This window comes from Komagataeibacter diospyri, assembly GCF_006538165.1.
Taxonomy (GTDB): domain Bacteria; phylum Pseudomonadota; class Alphaproteobacteria; order Acetobacterales; family Acetobacteraceae; genus Komagataeibacter; species Komagataeibacter diospyri.
Genome location: NZ_BDLU01000068.1, coordinates 1 through 15,778 on the forward strand (window position 1 = coordinate 1; position 15,778 = coordinate 15,778).

10 protein-coding genes and 5 pseudogenes are annotated in these 15,778 nt (G+C 58.9%); 8 read left to right on the forward strand and 7 right to left on the reverse strand.

The annotated features are described in order from the left end of the window. Window positions 1-199: 199 nt before the first annotated feature. Together MSKU9_RS16175 and MSKU9_RS18640 are read left to right on the forward strand one after the other, a co-directional pair. Window positions 200-587 (forward strand): annotated as a pseudogene (locus MSKU9_RS16175) (Mu transposase domain-containing protein); the annotation flags it as partial. Continuing rightward, a pseudogene (locus MSKU9_RS18640) lies at window positions 582-739 on the forward strand (IS5/IS1182 family transposase); the annotation flags it as partial. The pseudogenes MSKU9_RS16175 and MSKU9_RS18640, both read left to right, overlap by 6 nt. 23 nt (window positions 740-762) lie before the next feature. On the opposite strand, the gene MSKU9_RS16180 reads toward MSKU9_RS18640, so the two are convergent. Further along, window positions 763-1,374 carry an NAD(P)H-dependent oxidoreductase gene (locus tag MSKU9_RS16180; RefSeq protein ID WP_141262414.1) on the reverse strand — a complete coding sequence of 204 codons (612 nt, stop codon included), beginning with the start codon at window positions 1,372-1,374 and terminating at the stop codon, window positions 763-765. A gap of 211 nt (window positions 1,375-1,585) precedes the next feature. Between MSKU9_RS16180 and MSKU9_RS16185 the strand changes: the two genes are divergently transcribed. Further along, on the forward strand, window positions 1,586-2,491 hold the full coding sequence (locus MSKU9_RS16185) for a LysR family transcriptional regulator (protein WP_141262415.1): 906 nt from the start codon (window positions 1,586-1,588) through the stop codon (window positions 2,489-2,491). A gap of 83 nt (window positions 2,492-2,574) precedes the next feature. On the opposite strand, the gene MSKU9_RS16190 is transcribed toward MSKU9_RS16185, so the two are convergent. The 4 genes and pseudogenes from MSKU9_RS16190 to MSKU9_RS16210 form a co-directional block, all read right to left on the reverse strand. After that, window positions 2,575-3,644, reverse strand: a protein-coding gene (locus MSKU9_RS16190) for an IS630 family transposase (protein ID WP_141262416.1) whose coding sequence is annotated in 2 segments (ribosomal slippage) — window positions 2,575-3,158 and window positions 3,158-3,644 — 1,071 coding nt in all. Because the reading frame shifts where the segments join, the coding sequence is not laid out codon by codon here. A 662-nt stretch (window positions 3,645-4,306) separates the two neighbouring features. Continuing rightward, window positions 4,307-5,260, reverse strand: a pseudogene (locus tag MSKU9_RS16195) (IS481 family transposase); the annotation flags it as partial. Window positions 5,261-5,317: 57 nt separating this feature from the next. Continuing rightward, window positions 5,318-5,572 (reverse strand): annotated as a pseudogene (locus tag MSKU9_RS18955) (transposase); the annotation flags it as partial. Between the two features lie 211 nt (window positions 5,573-5,783). Beyond that, window positions 5,784-8,207: a TonB-dependent receptor gene (locus MSKU9_RS16210; RefSeq protein ID WP_141262417.1), complete on the reverse strand. Its 2,424-nt coding sequence runs from the start codon at window positions 8,205-8,207 to the stop codon at window positions 5,784-5,786. A 367-nt stretch (window positions 8,208-8,574) separates the two neighbouring features. Here MSKU9_RS16210 and tauD point away from each other — a divergent pair, with 367 nt between their 5' ends. From tauD to MSKU9_RS16225, 3 genes and pseudogenes are all read left to right on the forward strand, one after another. Then, the gene (gene tauD, locus MSKU9_RS16215) at window positions 8,575-9,480 is read left to right on the forward strand and encodes a taurine dioxygenase (protein WP_141262418.1); all 906 of its coding nucleotides are present in this window, start codon (window positions 8,575-8,577) and stop codon (window positions 9,478-9,480) included. Further along, the gene (locus tag MSKU9_RS16220; RefSeq protein ID WP_227002528.1) at window positions 9,477-10,871 is read left to right on the forward strand and encodes an amino acid permease; all 1,395 of its coding nucleotides are present in this window, start codon (window positions 9,477-9,479) and stop codon (window positions 10,869-10,871) included. Before tauD ends, MSKU9_RS16220 begins: the two co-directional genes overlap by 4 nt. 68 nt (window positions 10,872-10,939) lie before the next feature. Further along, window positions 10,940-11,367: pseudogene (locus tag MSKU9_RS16225) on the forward strand (helix-turn-helix domain-containing protein); the annotation flags it as partial. A gap of 224 nt (window positions 11,368-11,591) precedes the next feature. Here MSKU9_RS16225 and MSKU9_RS18650 read toward each other — a convergent pair. Both MSKU9_RS18650 and MSKU9_RS18960 read right to left on the reverse strand, forming a co-directional pair. Then, window positions 11,592-11,807 carry a 2-dehydropantoate 2-reductase N-terminal domain-containing protein gene (locus MSKU9_RS18650; protein ID WP_264371857.1) on the reverse strand — a complete coding sequence of 72 codons (216 nt, stop codon included), beginning with the start codon at window positions 11,805-11,807 and terminating at the stop codon, window positions 11,592-11,594. An 8-nt stretch (window positions 11,808-11,815) separates the two neighbouring features. Continuing rightward, window positions 11,816-12,652, reverse strand: coding sequence for a site-specific integrase (locus MSKU9_RS18960; RefSeq protein ID WP_264371858.1), 837 nt, complete (start codon window positions 12,650-12,652; stop codon window positions 11,816-11,818). A gap of 944 nt (window positions 12,653-13,596) precedes the next feature. On the opposite strand from MSKU9_RS18960, the gene MSKU9_RS16235 reads away from it, so the two are divergent. Both MSKU9_RS16235 and MSKU9_RS16240 read left to right on the forward strand, forming a co-directional pair. Beyond that, window positions 13,597-14,937, forward strand: a complete 1,341-nt coding sequence (locus tag MSKU9_RS16235) for a site-specific integrase (RefSeq protein ID WP_193557721.1) — start codon at window positions 13,597-13,599, stop codon at window positions 14,935-14,937. Beyond that, window positions 14,924-15,715: a segregation and condensation protein A gene (locus tag MSKU9_RS16240; protein ID WP_141262420.1), complete on the forward strand. Its 792-nt coding sequence runs from the start codon at window positions 14,924-14,926 to the stop codon at window positions 15,713-15,715. The genes MSKU9_RS16235 and MSKU9_RS16240 overlap by 14 nt, the downstream gene beginning before the upstream one ends. The last annotated feature ends 63 nt before the right edge of the window (window positions 15,716-15,778 follow it).

The following is a 15,778-nucleotide window of genomic DNA, read 5'->3' on the forward strand; positions in this document are numbered from 1 at the left end:
GGCATTGGAAACCCATTGCTCAAGGCGAGAATAACGTCGCTGCCTGATCACGCCCGCGTCTCTCGCCGGATGGTTACCTCAGAGTGGCCCGCAGCATTCCATAATGTTCACTAAGACGGGCATCTGGCGGAACACGGTGTGATCGCCGCCAAGGGAATTACGAACGTGCAGGAATTGGGACGGATCATCGAGACGGCAGAAGGCGCGCCAGGTCAACCTGCGCTTCATGGCTCTGGCCAGCCATTATCTGTCGAGGCGACCTTCTGCAATCCGGCAGCCGGATGGGAGAAGGGGCAGATCGAGAAGACCGTGCGGGATGCACGGCGCCATATCTGGCAGGATCTGCCTGCCTTTGCGGATCTGGTGACGCTGAATGCCTGGCTGGAAGCCCGCTGCCTGGACTGCCGGGAACGGCTGCAGCATATCGAACTGGCCCGGACCATCGCCGATGTCCATGCAACCGCTATAGCGTGCCGGCCTCCTTTGCCAATCGTCCGGTCAGCCTGCGGGTTTATCCCGACAGGCTGCGCATTATCGCCGAAGGGCAGGTTTTGTGCGTGCATGACCGGATCATCACGTGTTCGCATGTGATCGAACGGATTTTCCGGCATCAGGCTGCTAACCATGATAACGAATACATGATGATCGACAGCACGATTATCCGTGCTCGCCAGCATAGTGCGGGCACCCGTAAAAAAGGTGCACAGATCAGGCCATCGAACGGTCCCGCGGCGGACTGCCCGGAAGATCCTGCGATCCGCATTACGATTCAGTGCCACCCTTCGGTAGAACGAAGCCCAGAACCTCGGCCAGATGGTCGCGATAACGCGCGATCGTCTCGCCAACGTGCGGCTCCTTGATGACGTTCGTCGCGAGATATGTTGAAAGCGGTGCCATGCCCAGGAACTCGTTGGTCTTGTGGAATGGGAAGTAAATTCCGTCGATGCCCTTACCTTCGAAGAACTGCGCCGGATCGACAAAGGCTTCTTCCGGGGCGTTCCATGTCAGGGAGAGCATGTAATGCTTTCCTTCCAGCAGGCCACCTGATCCATATTTGCGTTCAGGATGGGAGCGGCTGCGCCCGTCATTGGCATAAAGCGAGCCATGACCGGCTGTGAAGACTTCATCCACATATTTCTTGACGGTCCATGGTGCGCCCATCCACCAGCCCGGCATCTGATAGATGACCAAATCCGCCCACAGGATGTTCTCGACTTCAGTTTGAATGTCGTAGCCGCTGTCAATCTTCGTCTGGCGAATGCTGAAACCCGTGTCCGAGAGGAGTTCGAGGGCGACGTCATGCAGCGTATCGTTCAGACGACTATAAGAGTGGGCGAACACCTTGCCACCATTCAAAAGCAGAATGTTTTTCATCAGATAATGTTCCAAAAATTCGTAAAAACAGATAGATACGGATACAACATGGGCTGCTGTCCCAGATGGGACTTGCCGTGGTGAGAGGGTCCCTGCTTCGGCCGGCCGATTTGTTGCATTCCTGATTTAATCATGCAGTGCATAAGCCGGCTTGATAATAGGCTAATTCTCCATATGACTTTTGAATGGAGTTCACATATAGGCGGATACGATGGATAATCGTGTGTGGGAGATGCAGGTCTTCGTTCGGGTCATTGAGACAGGCAGTTTTTCCGAGGCAGCCCGTCAACTCCTGATGAGTCCTTCGACGGTCAGTAAACTGATTGGTCGGATGGAGGATCGGCTGGGCGTTCGTTTGGTGGAGCGTTCAACCCGTCGTCTGTCTCTCACGGATGAAGGCCGGCTGCTTCACGAGAGGGGAACGGCCCTTCTGTCAGACCTGCACGACATCGAACAGGAGATCAGCCAGGGCGGGGACAGTACCGGGGGTAAGGTGCGCGTCAATGCGTCGGTTGCGTTCGGCGTTCTCGGTGTCGAACCGTTCCTGCCTGAGTTCTGGCGGCGGTACCCCAATATTATCGTTGATATGTCGCTTTCAGATGAAATCGTGGACCTATACCTTGATCGGACAGATGTGGCTTTCAGGGTCGGTCCATTGACCGATAGCAGCCTGACTTCTCGCAAGGTGGGGACTGCCCGTCGAATGATTGTCGCAGCACCCGGCTATCTGGAACAGCATGGGGTGCCAGAAAAGATTGAGGATCTGGATCATCATAACTGCCTCGGTTTCAATTTCCGTCGCGCCGCTCCGATCTGGCCTTTACGGGATGGCGGAAGGATCGTGGATCGCCTCATAAGTGGCAGCCTGCTGGCGAATAACGGGGAGACGGTGCGTCGCATGGCAGTCGCCGGAGCGGGATTGGCTCGCCTTGGTGACTATCATGTGCGCGATGATGTGGAGGCGGGGCGGCTGACAGAAGTACTGGCCGACGCAGGGCATGGGGATGTCGAAGACATTCATGCCCTTTATCTTGGTGGAACACGAATGCCTTATCGCATCCGGGTGTTCCTTGATTTCATGATGCCTAAGCTTCAGGAATTTATGAAACGGAGATGAAGAAGCACCATTTCCGTATCCTCTATCGGTCGCTTCGACTCCTGGATCGCATAAACCAATGTGAGGCCATCTCATACCAACGGTTATAGAGACTGACCTGTATGAGCCCACTTTCTGAGACCGATGGATCGGATGGTTTCCGGCAGGTCGGCAAGGTTGTTCCAGGCGGAACAGGCGGCGTCGATGATGTGCTCAATGCCGTCAAAGACGGTATTGGACAACCAGTTGGCGCACAGGAATTGCCAGAGATTCTCGACCGAGTTCAGTTCGGGAGCACGGGACGGTAGGAAGATCAGGCTGACATTGCGGGGCATTTTGAGCCTGGGCGTAGTATGCCATCCGGCGCGATCGAGCAGGACGACCGAGTGGGCGCCCCGTGCCACGTAACGCGAGATTTCCTCGATATGCAGTTGCATGCTGGCCGTGCCGGTGAATGGGAGCGCCAGGCCAGCGGCTTTGCCGCGCGCCGGGCAGATCGCCCCGAACAGCCAGGCATTGTCGTAGCGCTGGTCGGCTGGCTGGCGTGGCCGCGTGCCTCGCCGGGCCCATTGCCGGACGATGCCGTTCTTCTGGCCGATCCGGGCCTCGTCCTGGAACCAGATCTCGATCGGCTTTCCCTTCGGCAGATGGCCGGTGTGGGCGCTCAGGATGCGGGGGAAGTTTTTTTGAATGCCTCCATGACGGCAGGATCCTGCCCCGGATGACGCGGCCGGGCGCTGACATGGGAAAAACCAAGCCGTTTCAGCAGGGTGGATACGTGACGCTCATGATAGACGACGCCGAAGCGCTCTTCGATCACGCGTTGCAGATCGACGCGGCGCCAGCGCACCACGCCATCGCGCTGTCGATCCGGGCCCGCCTCGACCAGCGCCTTCAATTCGGCCTGCTGTGCGGCATTCAGACGGCAGGCCGGCCCCGCGTGCTGATAGTCGCGCAGGCCATCGGGCCCTTCGGCATTGAAACGGTGAACCCAGTCTCGCAATGTCTGGCGGTCCATGCCACCTACGCGGGCTGCATCGGTGCGGTTTGCCCCGTCACGGATCGCCGCCAGGGCCAGAAGCCGGCGCGCAGCATTCGCATGCCGACTGCGCGCCGCAAGCCGCCTCAGGTCAGAGGCCGAATAGTCATCCCGTAGCTTCACCGCCCTCGTCATCAGCCAGTTCCTCCCGCAGCAAGAGAATCAGAGCCAACTCCGTTCGTCACTTCACATACGAGTCAGGGGCTACATCCTTTGGTATTATCCCTCAAAGATCAGCGATGATGCGTGCAATCTGCGTTTGGGGGCTTGATCTCGGCTCTAATTCGTAAGGCCGGTATATCTCCCCAGTGCTCGCCCCCCCCCCCCCAAAGGGGGCTGGGCTGCTGCCAGCCGTGCCAGGAATGGGTTTCATTGTGATCGAGGCCGAATTCATTTTTGGCCGTTATAAACCTCTCTTCGATCCGCCATCGCGTGCCTTCGACCTGAGCCAGCTTTTCAGGCGTCGTTCCTGATGGGCACCAGACAGTGAAGTATGCAAGGTTCCCATCGGCTGGGTTCCGGCGCACAAGGAGTCCCCGAATCCAGGTTCTGTTGTCGGCCGGGGTATAGGCGAGCGGACACCACAGCCAGTCATACTGATGATCGCCTTTCGTCCCGTGTCCGGCTGCAGGGAGACCCAGTCTTCTTCTGGAGCGTCCGGGGCGATATCACGGACTTCTCCTGCAACCGGTCTCTCTCCCAGGCCCCAGGAGTTGAACCAGTGACTGCCTGCCCCCCAGAACATACCCTTTTATGGCATGGCGCAGGTTCATTTCGATTTCCCCTACGCCATAGATGTTTAGTCCTGGGATTTGATGGGTTGGATTGACGATGAATCTTTCTGGCTCTGAAGTCCAGATCTTGCAGATGTATTCATAGGGCGTGAGGCCTTTGAGTGTCTTGAGCCTTCGCCCGAAATTATACGCGGCCATAAAGTCATTGAGGTGCATCCTCAACTGCTCATGGCTGTCATAATGGAACCGTTTGACAGTGGCTTCCTTGATTGTGCGGTTCATTCGCTCGACCCGACCATTGGTCCACGGGTGATTGGGTTTTGTCAGGCGATGCTCGATCCCGTTGGCCTTGCAGATCATGTCGAAACGCATGGAACGTGACCATGCCGTGTCCCGGTTGCGGGGCTGCTCAGCGAACTGGATGCCGTTGTCCGTCAGGATGGTATGAACCCGATAAGGGACGATGCGCAGAAGATATTCGAGAAACTCCCAGGCCGTTCTTCTGTTGGCTTTGTCTGCAAGTTGCACCACTGCAAGCTTGCTTGTGCGGTCTATGGCGACGAAAAGGTAAAGCTTTCCTTCGGCAGTCTGAACTTCGGCAATATCGATATGGAAAAAACCAATCGGATAGCGCTTGAAGGGCTGCCGTTTCGGCTTGTCTCCTTCGATATCAGGCAGGCGTGAAATCCCGTGACGCTGAAGACAGCGATGCAGCGCTGAGCGTGTCAGGTGCGGAATGGTGGCCTGCAACGCATAAAGGCAATCGTCCAACGGCAGTAAGGTATGCCGACGAAAGGCCACGATCATCGCTTCGTCCGTCTCGGACAGGACCGTTGATCGGGGCTCTTTTGGTCCCGTCTTCTGGTCTTCGACAGTCTGACGCTTCCGCCATTTTGCAACTGTTTTCGGGTTGATCCCGAACCCCTTGCTCAGCGCCGCGAGCGAAGCCTGCGATCGCTGTATTGCTGCTCGCACCGCGTGCGTGGTCGTGGCGCTGCCATGACGTATCTGTCCCATAATGCTTCCTTCCACTCACGTGAAAATATCACACCATCAAAGCCCGGGACTAAACACATAGACACTACCAGCAGCGACCCATTTGAAGGGAAGACCGACCTGCAGACCGCGTTCGATCATCTGTCGGGCCAGAGAGGGTTTGGTTGCAAACGTTACGTCCGCAGGAACAGAGGCCGCAGACAGCCGTACCGGATCCGATGCCCAGGCTTTGGGAAGATACAGGGTGCGATCCACGAAAGCATGACCCTGTGAAGAGATATAGGCTGTAAACACACCAACCTGATAGTTCGTGATCTTGCCAGCCCGTCTTGTGCAGCAGATTGCCCAGGAGCGTTTTCAGATAATGCTCCGCTGAGACGGCAACCCAATCGTGACCAAACAGGGGACGTATTTTTTCCTTGACCGACCGTAATCTCTCAACCGTCAGCGACAGCGTCTCCTCAATAGACGCGCCATCTGTCATCCTGTTCCGTTCAATACCAACACATGGAATCATATCTCGCATCAAAACTCAACTGTAGTGCTAGAACTCGGCCTTGATAGAGCCAAAAAACTGGCGTGGCGCACCTAACAGAATGGACTGGTTATTAAATGCATTCCCATTTGTATTGTCCATGGTAAAGCCGTTTTGTCCCATGGTGGAGACATAATGCGTATTGGCCAGATTGTAGATGTTGAAGGACAGCACGATCCTATGCACGGAATAGCCTTTACGCGCAAGACTCACGTTGCGGAAGGTGTAAGACATGCCGAGATCACTCATCCAGTAAGGGGCGATCTTGTAGTCGCCTACATAATCAAAACTGCGGCTACTGTAATATTGAGCATCGATATATGCCTGGAAATCATGCCAGTCATAGGACAGGCGTGATTTGTACATGAATTTGGGGTAGGCTACGACCTGACGGTTGCGGGTATGGTAGGTTACGCCGCCACTACTGATGTTCTGGTCATAGACTGAATGATTGTAACTGACACTGTTGAACAGGGCCAGGCCACGCAGCGGCGTAAAAGTAAGACCGGCATCCACGCCATTCATGGTGACACCACCCACATTTTGTACTGTTGCCGTGGTGTTGGACAGGATCGCACCCGCGCCGGTATTGGCCAGTATCTGTTGCAGGCGGTTGTTGAAATTGGTCCGGTACAGGTAGAGGCTGCCTTGTACAAGTCGGTCGGTATAGCGATAGCCCATGGCATAGGTCCATGCCGTTTCGGGGCGCAGGGTATTCTTTACGGAGTCATAGGCCGCCTGCGAGACCGCCATCGGCGCATTGCTCGAATTATAGCCCGATTGCGGGTAGGTATGCGCGTTCTCCGATATGTCCACAAAGACCTGATGGTGCCTGCCCAAGGTCCAGTCTGCACTGATATGGGGCAGGAAAGCCTTGGCCGTAGTCAGGCTGGCATTGGTGGTTAGCGTGGGGAAACGCAGTGACCAGTTTTGTGCATCGCCCACACGGGTCGTGCTGAGGATGGATTTGAACCCGAAATGCAGCGCGAGCGCGCGCACCGGGTGCCATGTATCCTGCACAAAGGCGGTAAAGGTGTTGGTATTGTATTCCTGCCCCCATAACGTGCGGTGCGGCACGCCATTAAAGCTGCCAAACGGGTCGAGTGGCGCGCCCTCGCCGGGCAGGGGTTCCTGGTAGGCATAGGCGTAGGTGGAATAATGGTTGTTCTCGTACCATACGCCTGCCGACAGCGCATGATGTCCTATATTGTAGCTGAATGACGATACGCCGCCAAAGCGCTCTACGGTGGGCTTGCGCACCTGTTCAAATATGCGCCCGCCGTTCAGGCGGATCGTGTCATCCGCCACGGGGCAGGGGCTGGCGGTCGCATCCGTGCAGGCATAGGGGCTGGCATAAGTTCCATGGCCGGTTTCCTCATGTCCATACAGCGTTGTTTTCCACCGTAGCCGGTTGGTCAGGGCAAGGTCTGCGGTTATGCCACCAAAGTAATCGCCCGATGTGGCTGTGCTTTCGTAATAGGAGGCATCCTTTGCATCCTGCACATTGCCGTAGGAGGCGGGGTATTTCCCCTCCGATGCCGCATAGGCATTGTTCCAGGCATTGGGCAGGCCGTAAAAATTATCCAGATCATAGCCGTTATTCTGTAGCCAGTTGGGCGTGTAGTCCTGGTAATTGACCATCTGGAGTTGGTCCCAGTCGAAAAAGGCGGTGATTTCGCTCTGCGTGCCGATGGGCTGGACCAGCTTGGCGTTGACCTGTTGCATGAACTGGTCGCCGCCGCCCTTCCATTTATCGGTATCATTGCGCATGTAGGATACGAAAAATTTGGTGCCTGTACGGTTCAGCCTGCCCGAATCAAACCGGAAGAAGGAATGGAACAGGGCATTGCTGCCAAAGGTCTGGTTGATCTGGCCGCCGGTCTGGTCTCGTGGGTTGGCCGAGACATAATTGATGGTACCACCAAGGTTGTTGGTACTGGCCGTCGCTTCCGTACCCGCGCTCTGGGTGACATCAAGCCGCTCGACATTTTCAGCCGAGATGGCCTGCAGGGGGTTAAGGCCATTATAATTACGGAATGTCGGTTCACCCAGCGGTATGCCATCAAGCGTCATGCCGATCTCGTTCTGAACAAAACCATGCATATAAAGCTGGGTTGAATAGGTATCGAGCCCCTGCGGGTCATCGGACTGGAATTGCACGCCGGGAAGCTGGGCCAGAACTTTCAAAGGGTTGGTGCCCGGCACCTGCTGTTCCATGACCTTGCGTGAAAGTGTAACCTGCGGGCCACGCAGCAGGTGATGGCTGCGGACTTCCAGCGCCTCGACCGGGTTGGCATGTCCCGCATGTCCGTGCGCCGGATGTTCGGGCTGTTTTTTCGGATCGGGAGAGAGAGAGGTGGCTCCCGCCGGTGATATGGCAATGACCGGCAGGGCTGCCAGCCCCAGCCAGAAAAGAGAATAGGTCGGTTTCATCGGGTCGCTCTTGGTCAGGGCTGAGATATGCATAATTAACTAATAAAAATAGTTATTTATCAATCAATTACAAAAAACACGTCTATATGCGACGTAAAATAATTTCAACATACCAAATCGTGCTAGAAAAATTTATCCAAGCGAATTTCAGGAACAGAACGCGAATATTGTTGCTATCTAGTTGTTATATAACGATAAAATAAATATTCAGAAAATTGGTATAATATTTGACTTACGATAAAAATTGTAATTATGCATGGGGACGATGCTCGGATAGCCGAAGGAGCCCAGAGTCATGTCCCCACCATCTTCCGCTAATATATTGGAAAAATTATCTTCTTCGTCATTCCCGCCATATTCAGAGGATATGACGTTTAATAATAGTGATTTAAGGTCCTATCGCCACAACCGGCAGGACTGGGTGGTGGAACGCCTGTCCCCCCATATAGGGGCGGTGGTGCATGGCCTTGATCTTGCAGCACCTCTCTCAGTCCCCGCGACGCAGGATATCAGGGAACTGCTGCTACGCCATCAGGTACTGTTCATGCGTGAACAGATGCTGACGCCACATCAGCATCGTGATTTTGCAAGCCACTTCGGCGCGCTGCATATCCACCCGGTCTTTCCCACTGTGCCGGAAGTACCTCAGGCAATCGTGCTCGATACGGCGCATAACGACCTGAGGGATAATGCGCTGTGGCATACGGATGTCACCTTCTCCCCGACACCGCCGCTGGGGGCTGTTCTGGTGGCGCGGGACCTGCCACGGGCGGGTGGTGGAGATACACTGTGGGCCAGCGCCACTGCGGCCTATGAGGCCCTTTCCGCCCCCATGAAGCAGCATCTTGAAGGTCTGAGCGCCCTGCATGATTTCACCCGTTCCTTTCCCCTGTCGCGTTTTGGCCGGACGGAAGACGAGCGTGCCCATTGGATGGAAACCCGCAACAGCCATCCGCCGGTAGAGCATCCTGTCATCCGCGTGCATCCCGAAACGGGACAGCGTGCCATCTTTGTCAATGAAGGGTTCACGGTGGAAATCTGCGATGTGGAACCCGAGGAAAGCGCAGCCCTGCTGGCGTTTCTTTTCCGGCACGTGGCGCGGCCGGAATTTCATATGCGCTGGTCGTGGCGGGAAGGCGATGTGGCGTTTTGGGATAATCGTATTACACAGCATTATGCCGTTGATGATTATCGTCTTCACAGGCGCGTGATGCACCGTGTGACCATTATGGGTGACCGGCCGTTCGGCCCAGCCGGAATCACGGCTTCATGACCACGTCCACACCGGACAGGTCACCTGTCATACAGGGCGCGCACAGGCTGGCGGGCTGGCATGTCTCGATGATTTCGGTGGGTGGGATTATCGGGGCCGGGCTGTTCGTCGGCACTTCCGCCACGATTGCAGCTTCTGGGCCTGCGGTGCTGCTATCCTATCTGGGGGCGGGAGCGATCGTGTGGTGCGTCATGCTGGTGCTGGGTGACCTGACCCTGCGGCATGATACGCGTGGTTCCTTCATTTCCCACATAGGTGCGGTGCTTGGGCAGAGCAGCGGTTTTGTAACCGGGTGGAGTTATGTCTTTTTATGGGTGGTGACGGGCGGCGCGCAGGCGGTTGCCGGTGGAATGATAATAAGTGACCTGTGTGGCATTCATCCGTTGTCGGGTTCGATGGGGCTGGTCGCCGTGGCCCTGCTGCTCAACATGCTGCCGGTGCGCGCCTACGGCCGGAGCGAGGCTGTCCTGTCCATTCTCAAGCTGGTGGCGCTGGCGGCTTTCATGGTGCTGGGCGTTGCGTGGATGGTGCGTACTCCGCACGCGGGCGGGCAGATACGTGAGAACCTGCTTGGGCATGGCGGCTTCTTTCCGCTTGGCACGTGGGCGGTTCCGGCGGTCATCCCCATGATCGTGCAGACCTTTACCGGCTGCGAGATCGCCTTCGTGGCCTCGGTAGATAGCGCGGACCCGGCGCGCAACATCCAGCGTGCCATTACACGGCTACCCTTTATCGTGCTGCTGTTCTATCTGGGGTCCGTTCTCATGATCGTATGCCTGCGCCCGTGGACGCAGATCGTGCCGGGTCATTCACCTTTCCTTCTGGTCATGCGTTATCTGGACATTCCCTTTGCGGAAAGTGTTGCCATTGGCATGACGCTGATGGCCGTCATGTCATGCCTTAATTCATCGAAATATGTTGTCTCGCGCATATTGCGAGAACTGGCCGGCCTTGGCTGCGCCCCGGCCCTGCTTGCGCGCGCAACGCCCGGCGGTGCGCCGGTCATGGCCGTTATCCTGACCACGTCACTGGAAGTCCTGATTATCCTGTCGGCCGCATGGTCGCCCTCACATGTTTACACGGTTTTGCTGGGGGCTTCGGGAAACCTGATCCTGTTCTGTTACTTCATGGCCTCCCTGGCCTGCCTGCGTATAGATCCTATGTGGCGAAGGACTCAAATTCTGGCGGCGTTGTGCATCATTATTATGGCATCACTATTCATATCTATTCCATTTTATCCAAACCTACGTTTTGAGGGCCTGATTGCGTTGATGATTGTATCAATGATTTATGCTTCAGGATTTATTTTTAAATTAAAGCGAAAAAGAACGTATAGGCACAGCAATCATGACGCATTGCGATACGACGCTAGTCACCTGGAACTGAAATAAGCATCATTATATGATATTTCTGTCGGATTGACGGGAGCAGAACGATGGCGGGACGACAGGCAGGTTAGGTGGTGCTGAGTCCGCAGGCGCGGACGTTTCTTGAAGGCAGGTCCGGCGTCACAAGGTGCCGCGGTCATTGTCGGATCGCTGCCGGATGGTTCTGCTCTGCGCCGAAGGCTTGCAGAGCAAGGAAGTTGCTGCACGGCTGGGGGTACATGAGCACACCGTCGGCAAATGGCGGCGGCAGTTTGTCGAAGATGGCATTGAAGGCCTGACCGACGAATATCGTGCTGGCCGGCCCCGCACGGTGTCGGACGCGCAGGTTACGCAGGTCATCGAGCGCACGCTGAACACAACGCTCAAAGACGCGACCCACTGGTCGATCCGTTCCATGGCTACCGAGATCGGCCTGTCGCATACGACCATCCGCCGGATCTGGAGCGCCTTCAGTCTGCAGCCGCATCGGGCCGACCTCACGTTCCAATGCCTTGATCCGTGCCGTCTCGGCTGTGGCCGGTCCCGATTGTGCACCAACATCTCGCCGCGCCTGTTTCCACCAGTCGTGCACGCTGTCTCCCGAACAGCCAAGCTTGCCACCAATCTCGCGACAGGCCGCCGATAGGCTCGGGTAATCCGATCGATGTTCGTCCAGAAGGCGCACGGCGCGCTCACGGAACTCAGGCGAATAACGCGATGTTTTCTTCTTCTCTAGCATAGGGTTCATCCTCCGAGAGTTTTACTCTCCGGTAAACCCGGGGGCAGTTCAGTCTGGACAATGCGCCCCTGCGCATCAAGCCTGCTGACGATAAAGCACATGCCCCCCATGACCGCGGCAGGTCCAAAGCGCTCTGCCAGAATATCAAGATGCTGCATGCCGTTAAGCAGCGGGACAATCCGTGTCTGCGGTCCCACCGCTGCTGGCGCGAAATCGTCCATTGCAGCCGTCAGGGAATATCCGTCTCTTGCCCCTGTGGTGATGGCGCCGCGGCGCAGGCTGTGCCCACCAAAGTCCCCCTCAAGGTGGGTGTCACCGCAGCGTTTGCGGATGATGTCCGTGACCGCCCGATCCGACACGACAGGGCGTGCGGCCCGATCTTGGGCAGCACCCCGACGGGAGTAGCTCCCGCCCTGTGGCCCCGTGCAGACCAGATACGCCGGAAGACCGGACCTTCCGTGATCCCGGCCTGCCGGAGCCACGTCTCGTATGCCAGAACCGGGCAGTTCCGGGTCAGGCCCCGCGGGATGCCGATCAGCGCGCCCCTGCGCTGGGGATCCCCCTTGGACCGGCCCAGCCGGATCTGCATGCCATCCTCGTCCATCGTGATGTCGTCCACCTTCAGTGCGGCAAGCTCGGAGCGCCGGAACGCGCCGGCAAAACCGAGCAGAAGAATGGCCCGGTCCCGCGCGCCGACCAGATCATGCGGATTGATAGCCTCGACGACCCGGACCTGCCTGTCCCAGGTGAGCGCGGTTTTCTGGCGGGGCAGGGCCTCCTTTGCCTCCCGACGGATGCCAGCGAGGGTTGCGATCACCATCGGATGGGAAGTCGGCACGGCGATCTGGGCCAGGTGGTGCAGGTAGCGCAGGGCGGCACGGTGCAGGTCGATGGTGCTGGTCCTGCGCCCCTGCAGCGCCATGTCGGCCAGATAGGCGGCGACATCTTTGCCGCGGGCAGGCCAGGGCGGGCAGGGCATGGCCAGCAGCCCACTGGCACCAGGACCGTATGGCGGCACGATAGGTGCGTAGCGTGTTCCCGGCCTTGCTGCGGTGCATATAGGCATCAGCCGCCTGACGGGCGGTGGCAAGGCGGGCATCATGTTCGGGTACAGGTTGTGCCGAGACGACGGAAAACCATTGCGCGACGGTGGCTGCCGGCTGGCCGACGGGCGCAGGCGGCGCTGCGCCTGACGTCTCGGGACAGGACCCTACGGACAGGAGCGGCCGGAACCAGGCCAGGAAGCGGGGCGTGCCGTCATCGATTTCCAGTCCGACAGCCAGTTCAAACCCCGATGGGGCATCGCCGACATGGTCCTGAGCCATCTGCTGGGCCGCCGCAGCATATGGCACGCCCTGCGCGAGAGGGGTATCCGGGGAATAGGTACCGTCCGACCGTTCGATCCCCGCCAGAAGCAGGGGCAGGGGCGGGGTAAAGCGCGCGGTCGAAAGGACTTCCCGCCAGCGCGCCGGATCCTGTGTCTCGGCCAGGCGCTGCCGTGTCAGCGGGTCGACATGGGCATGCAGCGCCGCCTGCGCCCGCCGGTTGGAACCGAGAATCCGGACGTCGCTCAGCATGACGGGCTCGCCCGGTCATATGGTCCCCGGCCCTCACATGGGCAGCAGGGGAGGGGCAGGCAGACAGACGTGGTGCAAAGGCTCGAACGCAGGCGCATTTTGATAGCTTAGCAAGCATTTCCGGATTTTTCACCTACTTCCGACAAGAGAACTTATCGGAAGTAGACGTCTGATCGGGCGGATTTTGCCCGGCGGGAAGCGGGGAGGCTAGAAAGCTTGGAAAACCGCGATTTTCAGGATCGATCAGGCGCTTTTTCGTTCTCCAGAACATATTAACATGATACGACGTATTATATGAGACAAAACCGCCTTAATCGGGTCGATGTCGGAAGACGCGTTTTTCCGCTGAGGGTGGGCAGGCTGCCCGCTTTGGACGCCTGTCTGGCGTCGATCCGCAGGGATTTCAGGGCGGAAAACCGGGGGGGCGGTCAGGATGGTTGAGACCGGCCGACCGCTGCAGGCGGCCCAGCCGCCGGTCGGGCTATCGTCTGCCACGGCACGGGCCTACGCAGCGTCGTGGCACGCTTTCGTCGGGACCCAGACAGCCGATTGCTGCTTTCCGGTCGGCCCGGCCGTAGTGACAGCGTGGCTGGAAGTCCGGGCGAAGACTGGGCGACCCCGACAGAGTCTGGTGGTGGATCGCGCGGCGCTGACGGCGTGGTGTGCCGCCAATGGCGAGAGGCTTGATGTTGCCCTGCCTGCCACCCGGGTGCGCCGGACCGGGGCCGGGGTCGATGCGGCTTCCCTGCTGGCAGCCGCGCGACGCTGCGGGCCGGACCTGTCCGGCCTGCGCGATCGGGCCCTGCTGCTGCTGGCAGCCACGCTGGACATCGGCGCCGAGGCTCTGGCCCGGCTGACCATCGACGACATCACCGACACGACGGATGGGATGACCGTCGCCCTGCTGCGGCCGCGGTCCGGTCGCCACCACCTGCGTCGGCTGCGGCGGCGCCGGGATCCGGCCATCTGTCCGGTGCGGCACTGGGCTGCCTGGCGGGACGCCGCGCAGTTGCGGTGGGGGGCGGCGTTCCGGGGGATCGACGCGCATGGCACCGTCGGTGACCCGCTCTCGGTGCCCGGGGTTCGGTTCGTGCTGGACCGGGCGTTGGGGCGTTCTGATCGCCCGGCCCAACGGGCGCGCCGGAAGAAGTCCGCGCGCCCGTCAGAGTCCTCAGTCGGGACGGCGGCGCGTCGGTGCACGGCTATGCCGGCCCCGGATTGGGTCCGGACGACGGTTACGGTAAGCGGGCCGGCGGACGCGGTGGCCCGGTTCAGGGCAGCGGCCCAGGGCCCCGGGGTCATCCCCTGGCAGGTGGATTTTGACTACGAACAGGCGCGCCTGTTCGCACCCATGGCAGGGAAAGGGGGGCAGGCGGTGACGCTGGCCCGTCTGCTGCGCCAGGCATCCGAGCGCCTGCATCATATCGCCCTGCAGCACCAGGCGGCGGGCACGCCGTCGTGCGCGTTTGACCTGCACCGGCTGGTGCCGGTTCCAGGCGATGTTCTGGAAGCCGGGTCGGACTCCCGCGTTGCGGCAGCCTGGCTGCAGGCGCATTGGGGCACGTCGCTGCCGTTGCGCCGGGTGAAGGTCGAAGCCGTCCGCGATCAGCGCGTCCGCCGCAGCACCCGGCTGGTCTACAGCTTCTGGTCGGCGGAGTGGACGCCCTGGCAGGCGCTGGAGCGGGTGCGGGCGGACTGGCCGGATCTGGTTTTCGGCATCCGGCCCCATTACGTGCAGGCGGACGCCGGGGAGACCGCCGATGCCGCCAGATGAGGACGAAGACTGGGGTGATCCGCCGCGTCGGCTGCCGCGTCCGGTGGTGCCGGAGTTCCACGTTGAGGGGTTTGACGGGCCGCTTGACCTGCTGCTGGATCTGGCGGAACGGCAGCGTCTGGATTTGGGCGTCCTGTCCATCGCGGATCTGGCGGCCCAGTTTGTCGAGGAGGCGGAACGGCTGGCTCAAACGACACCGCTCATGCAGCGCGCGGACTGGGTGATCTGGATTGCCCGGCTGGTTTTCCTGCGCTCGCGGCTGCTGTTCGCCACCCAGGCGGAAAAGCACGCAGCCGAGAACGAAGCGCGCCGGACGGTGGATCAGATTGACGAACTGCTGCGGATGCGCGTGGCGGCGGACTGGCTGGAGGCCACGCCACAGTTTGGCGTGTCGGTTTTTGCGCGGGGCAAGGCAGTGGTGGAGAGCGGCATTTCAGGAAGGCAGGGGACGTATTTCAGTCTGATGGAAGCCTGCCTTGGTGTGCTGGAGCGGGAACTGGCGCGGGTTGAGACGTATGTTCCTGTTTATCGGATCAACCTGCCCACATACTGGCGTGTGACAGACGCACTGGCCCTTGTCCGTAAAAAAATAGAGAATGGAACTTTCCACAGTATATGGGAAGAGTGCATGCCGTCGATGGATTTAAGGGGGCCGGACAGGACTATTGATCGTCGAGCGGCTGTTGCGGCTACGTTTGTGGCTGGCCTTGAACTGGTGCGACGGGGAGAGGCATCGATTGATAATGTCGCGTTTCCCTTACGGCGTGTCGTCAGTTAAGCAGGATGATGATTGAGGCGAACTGCACGGCTGCGAGGAAGGTCGATTTCAGTTTATCGTAGC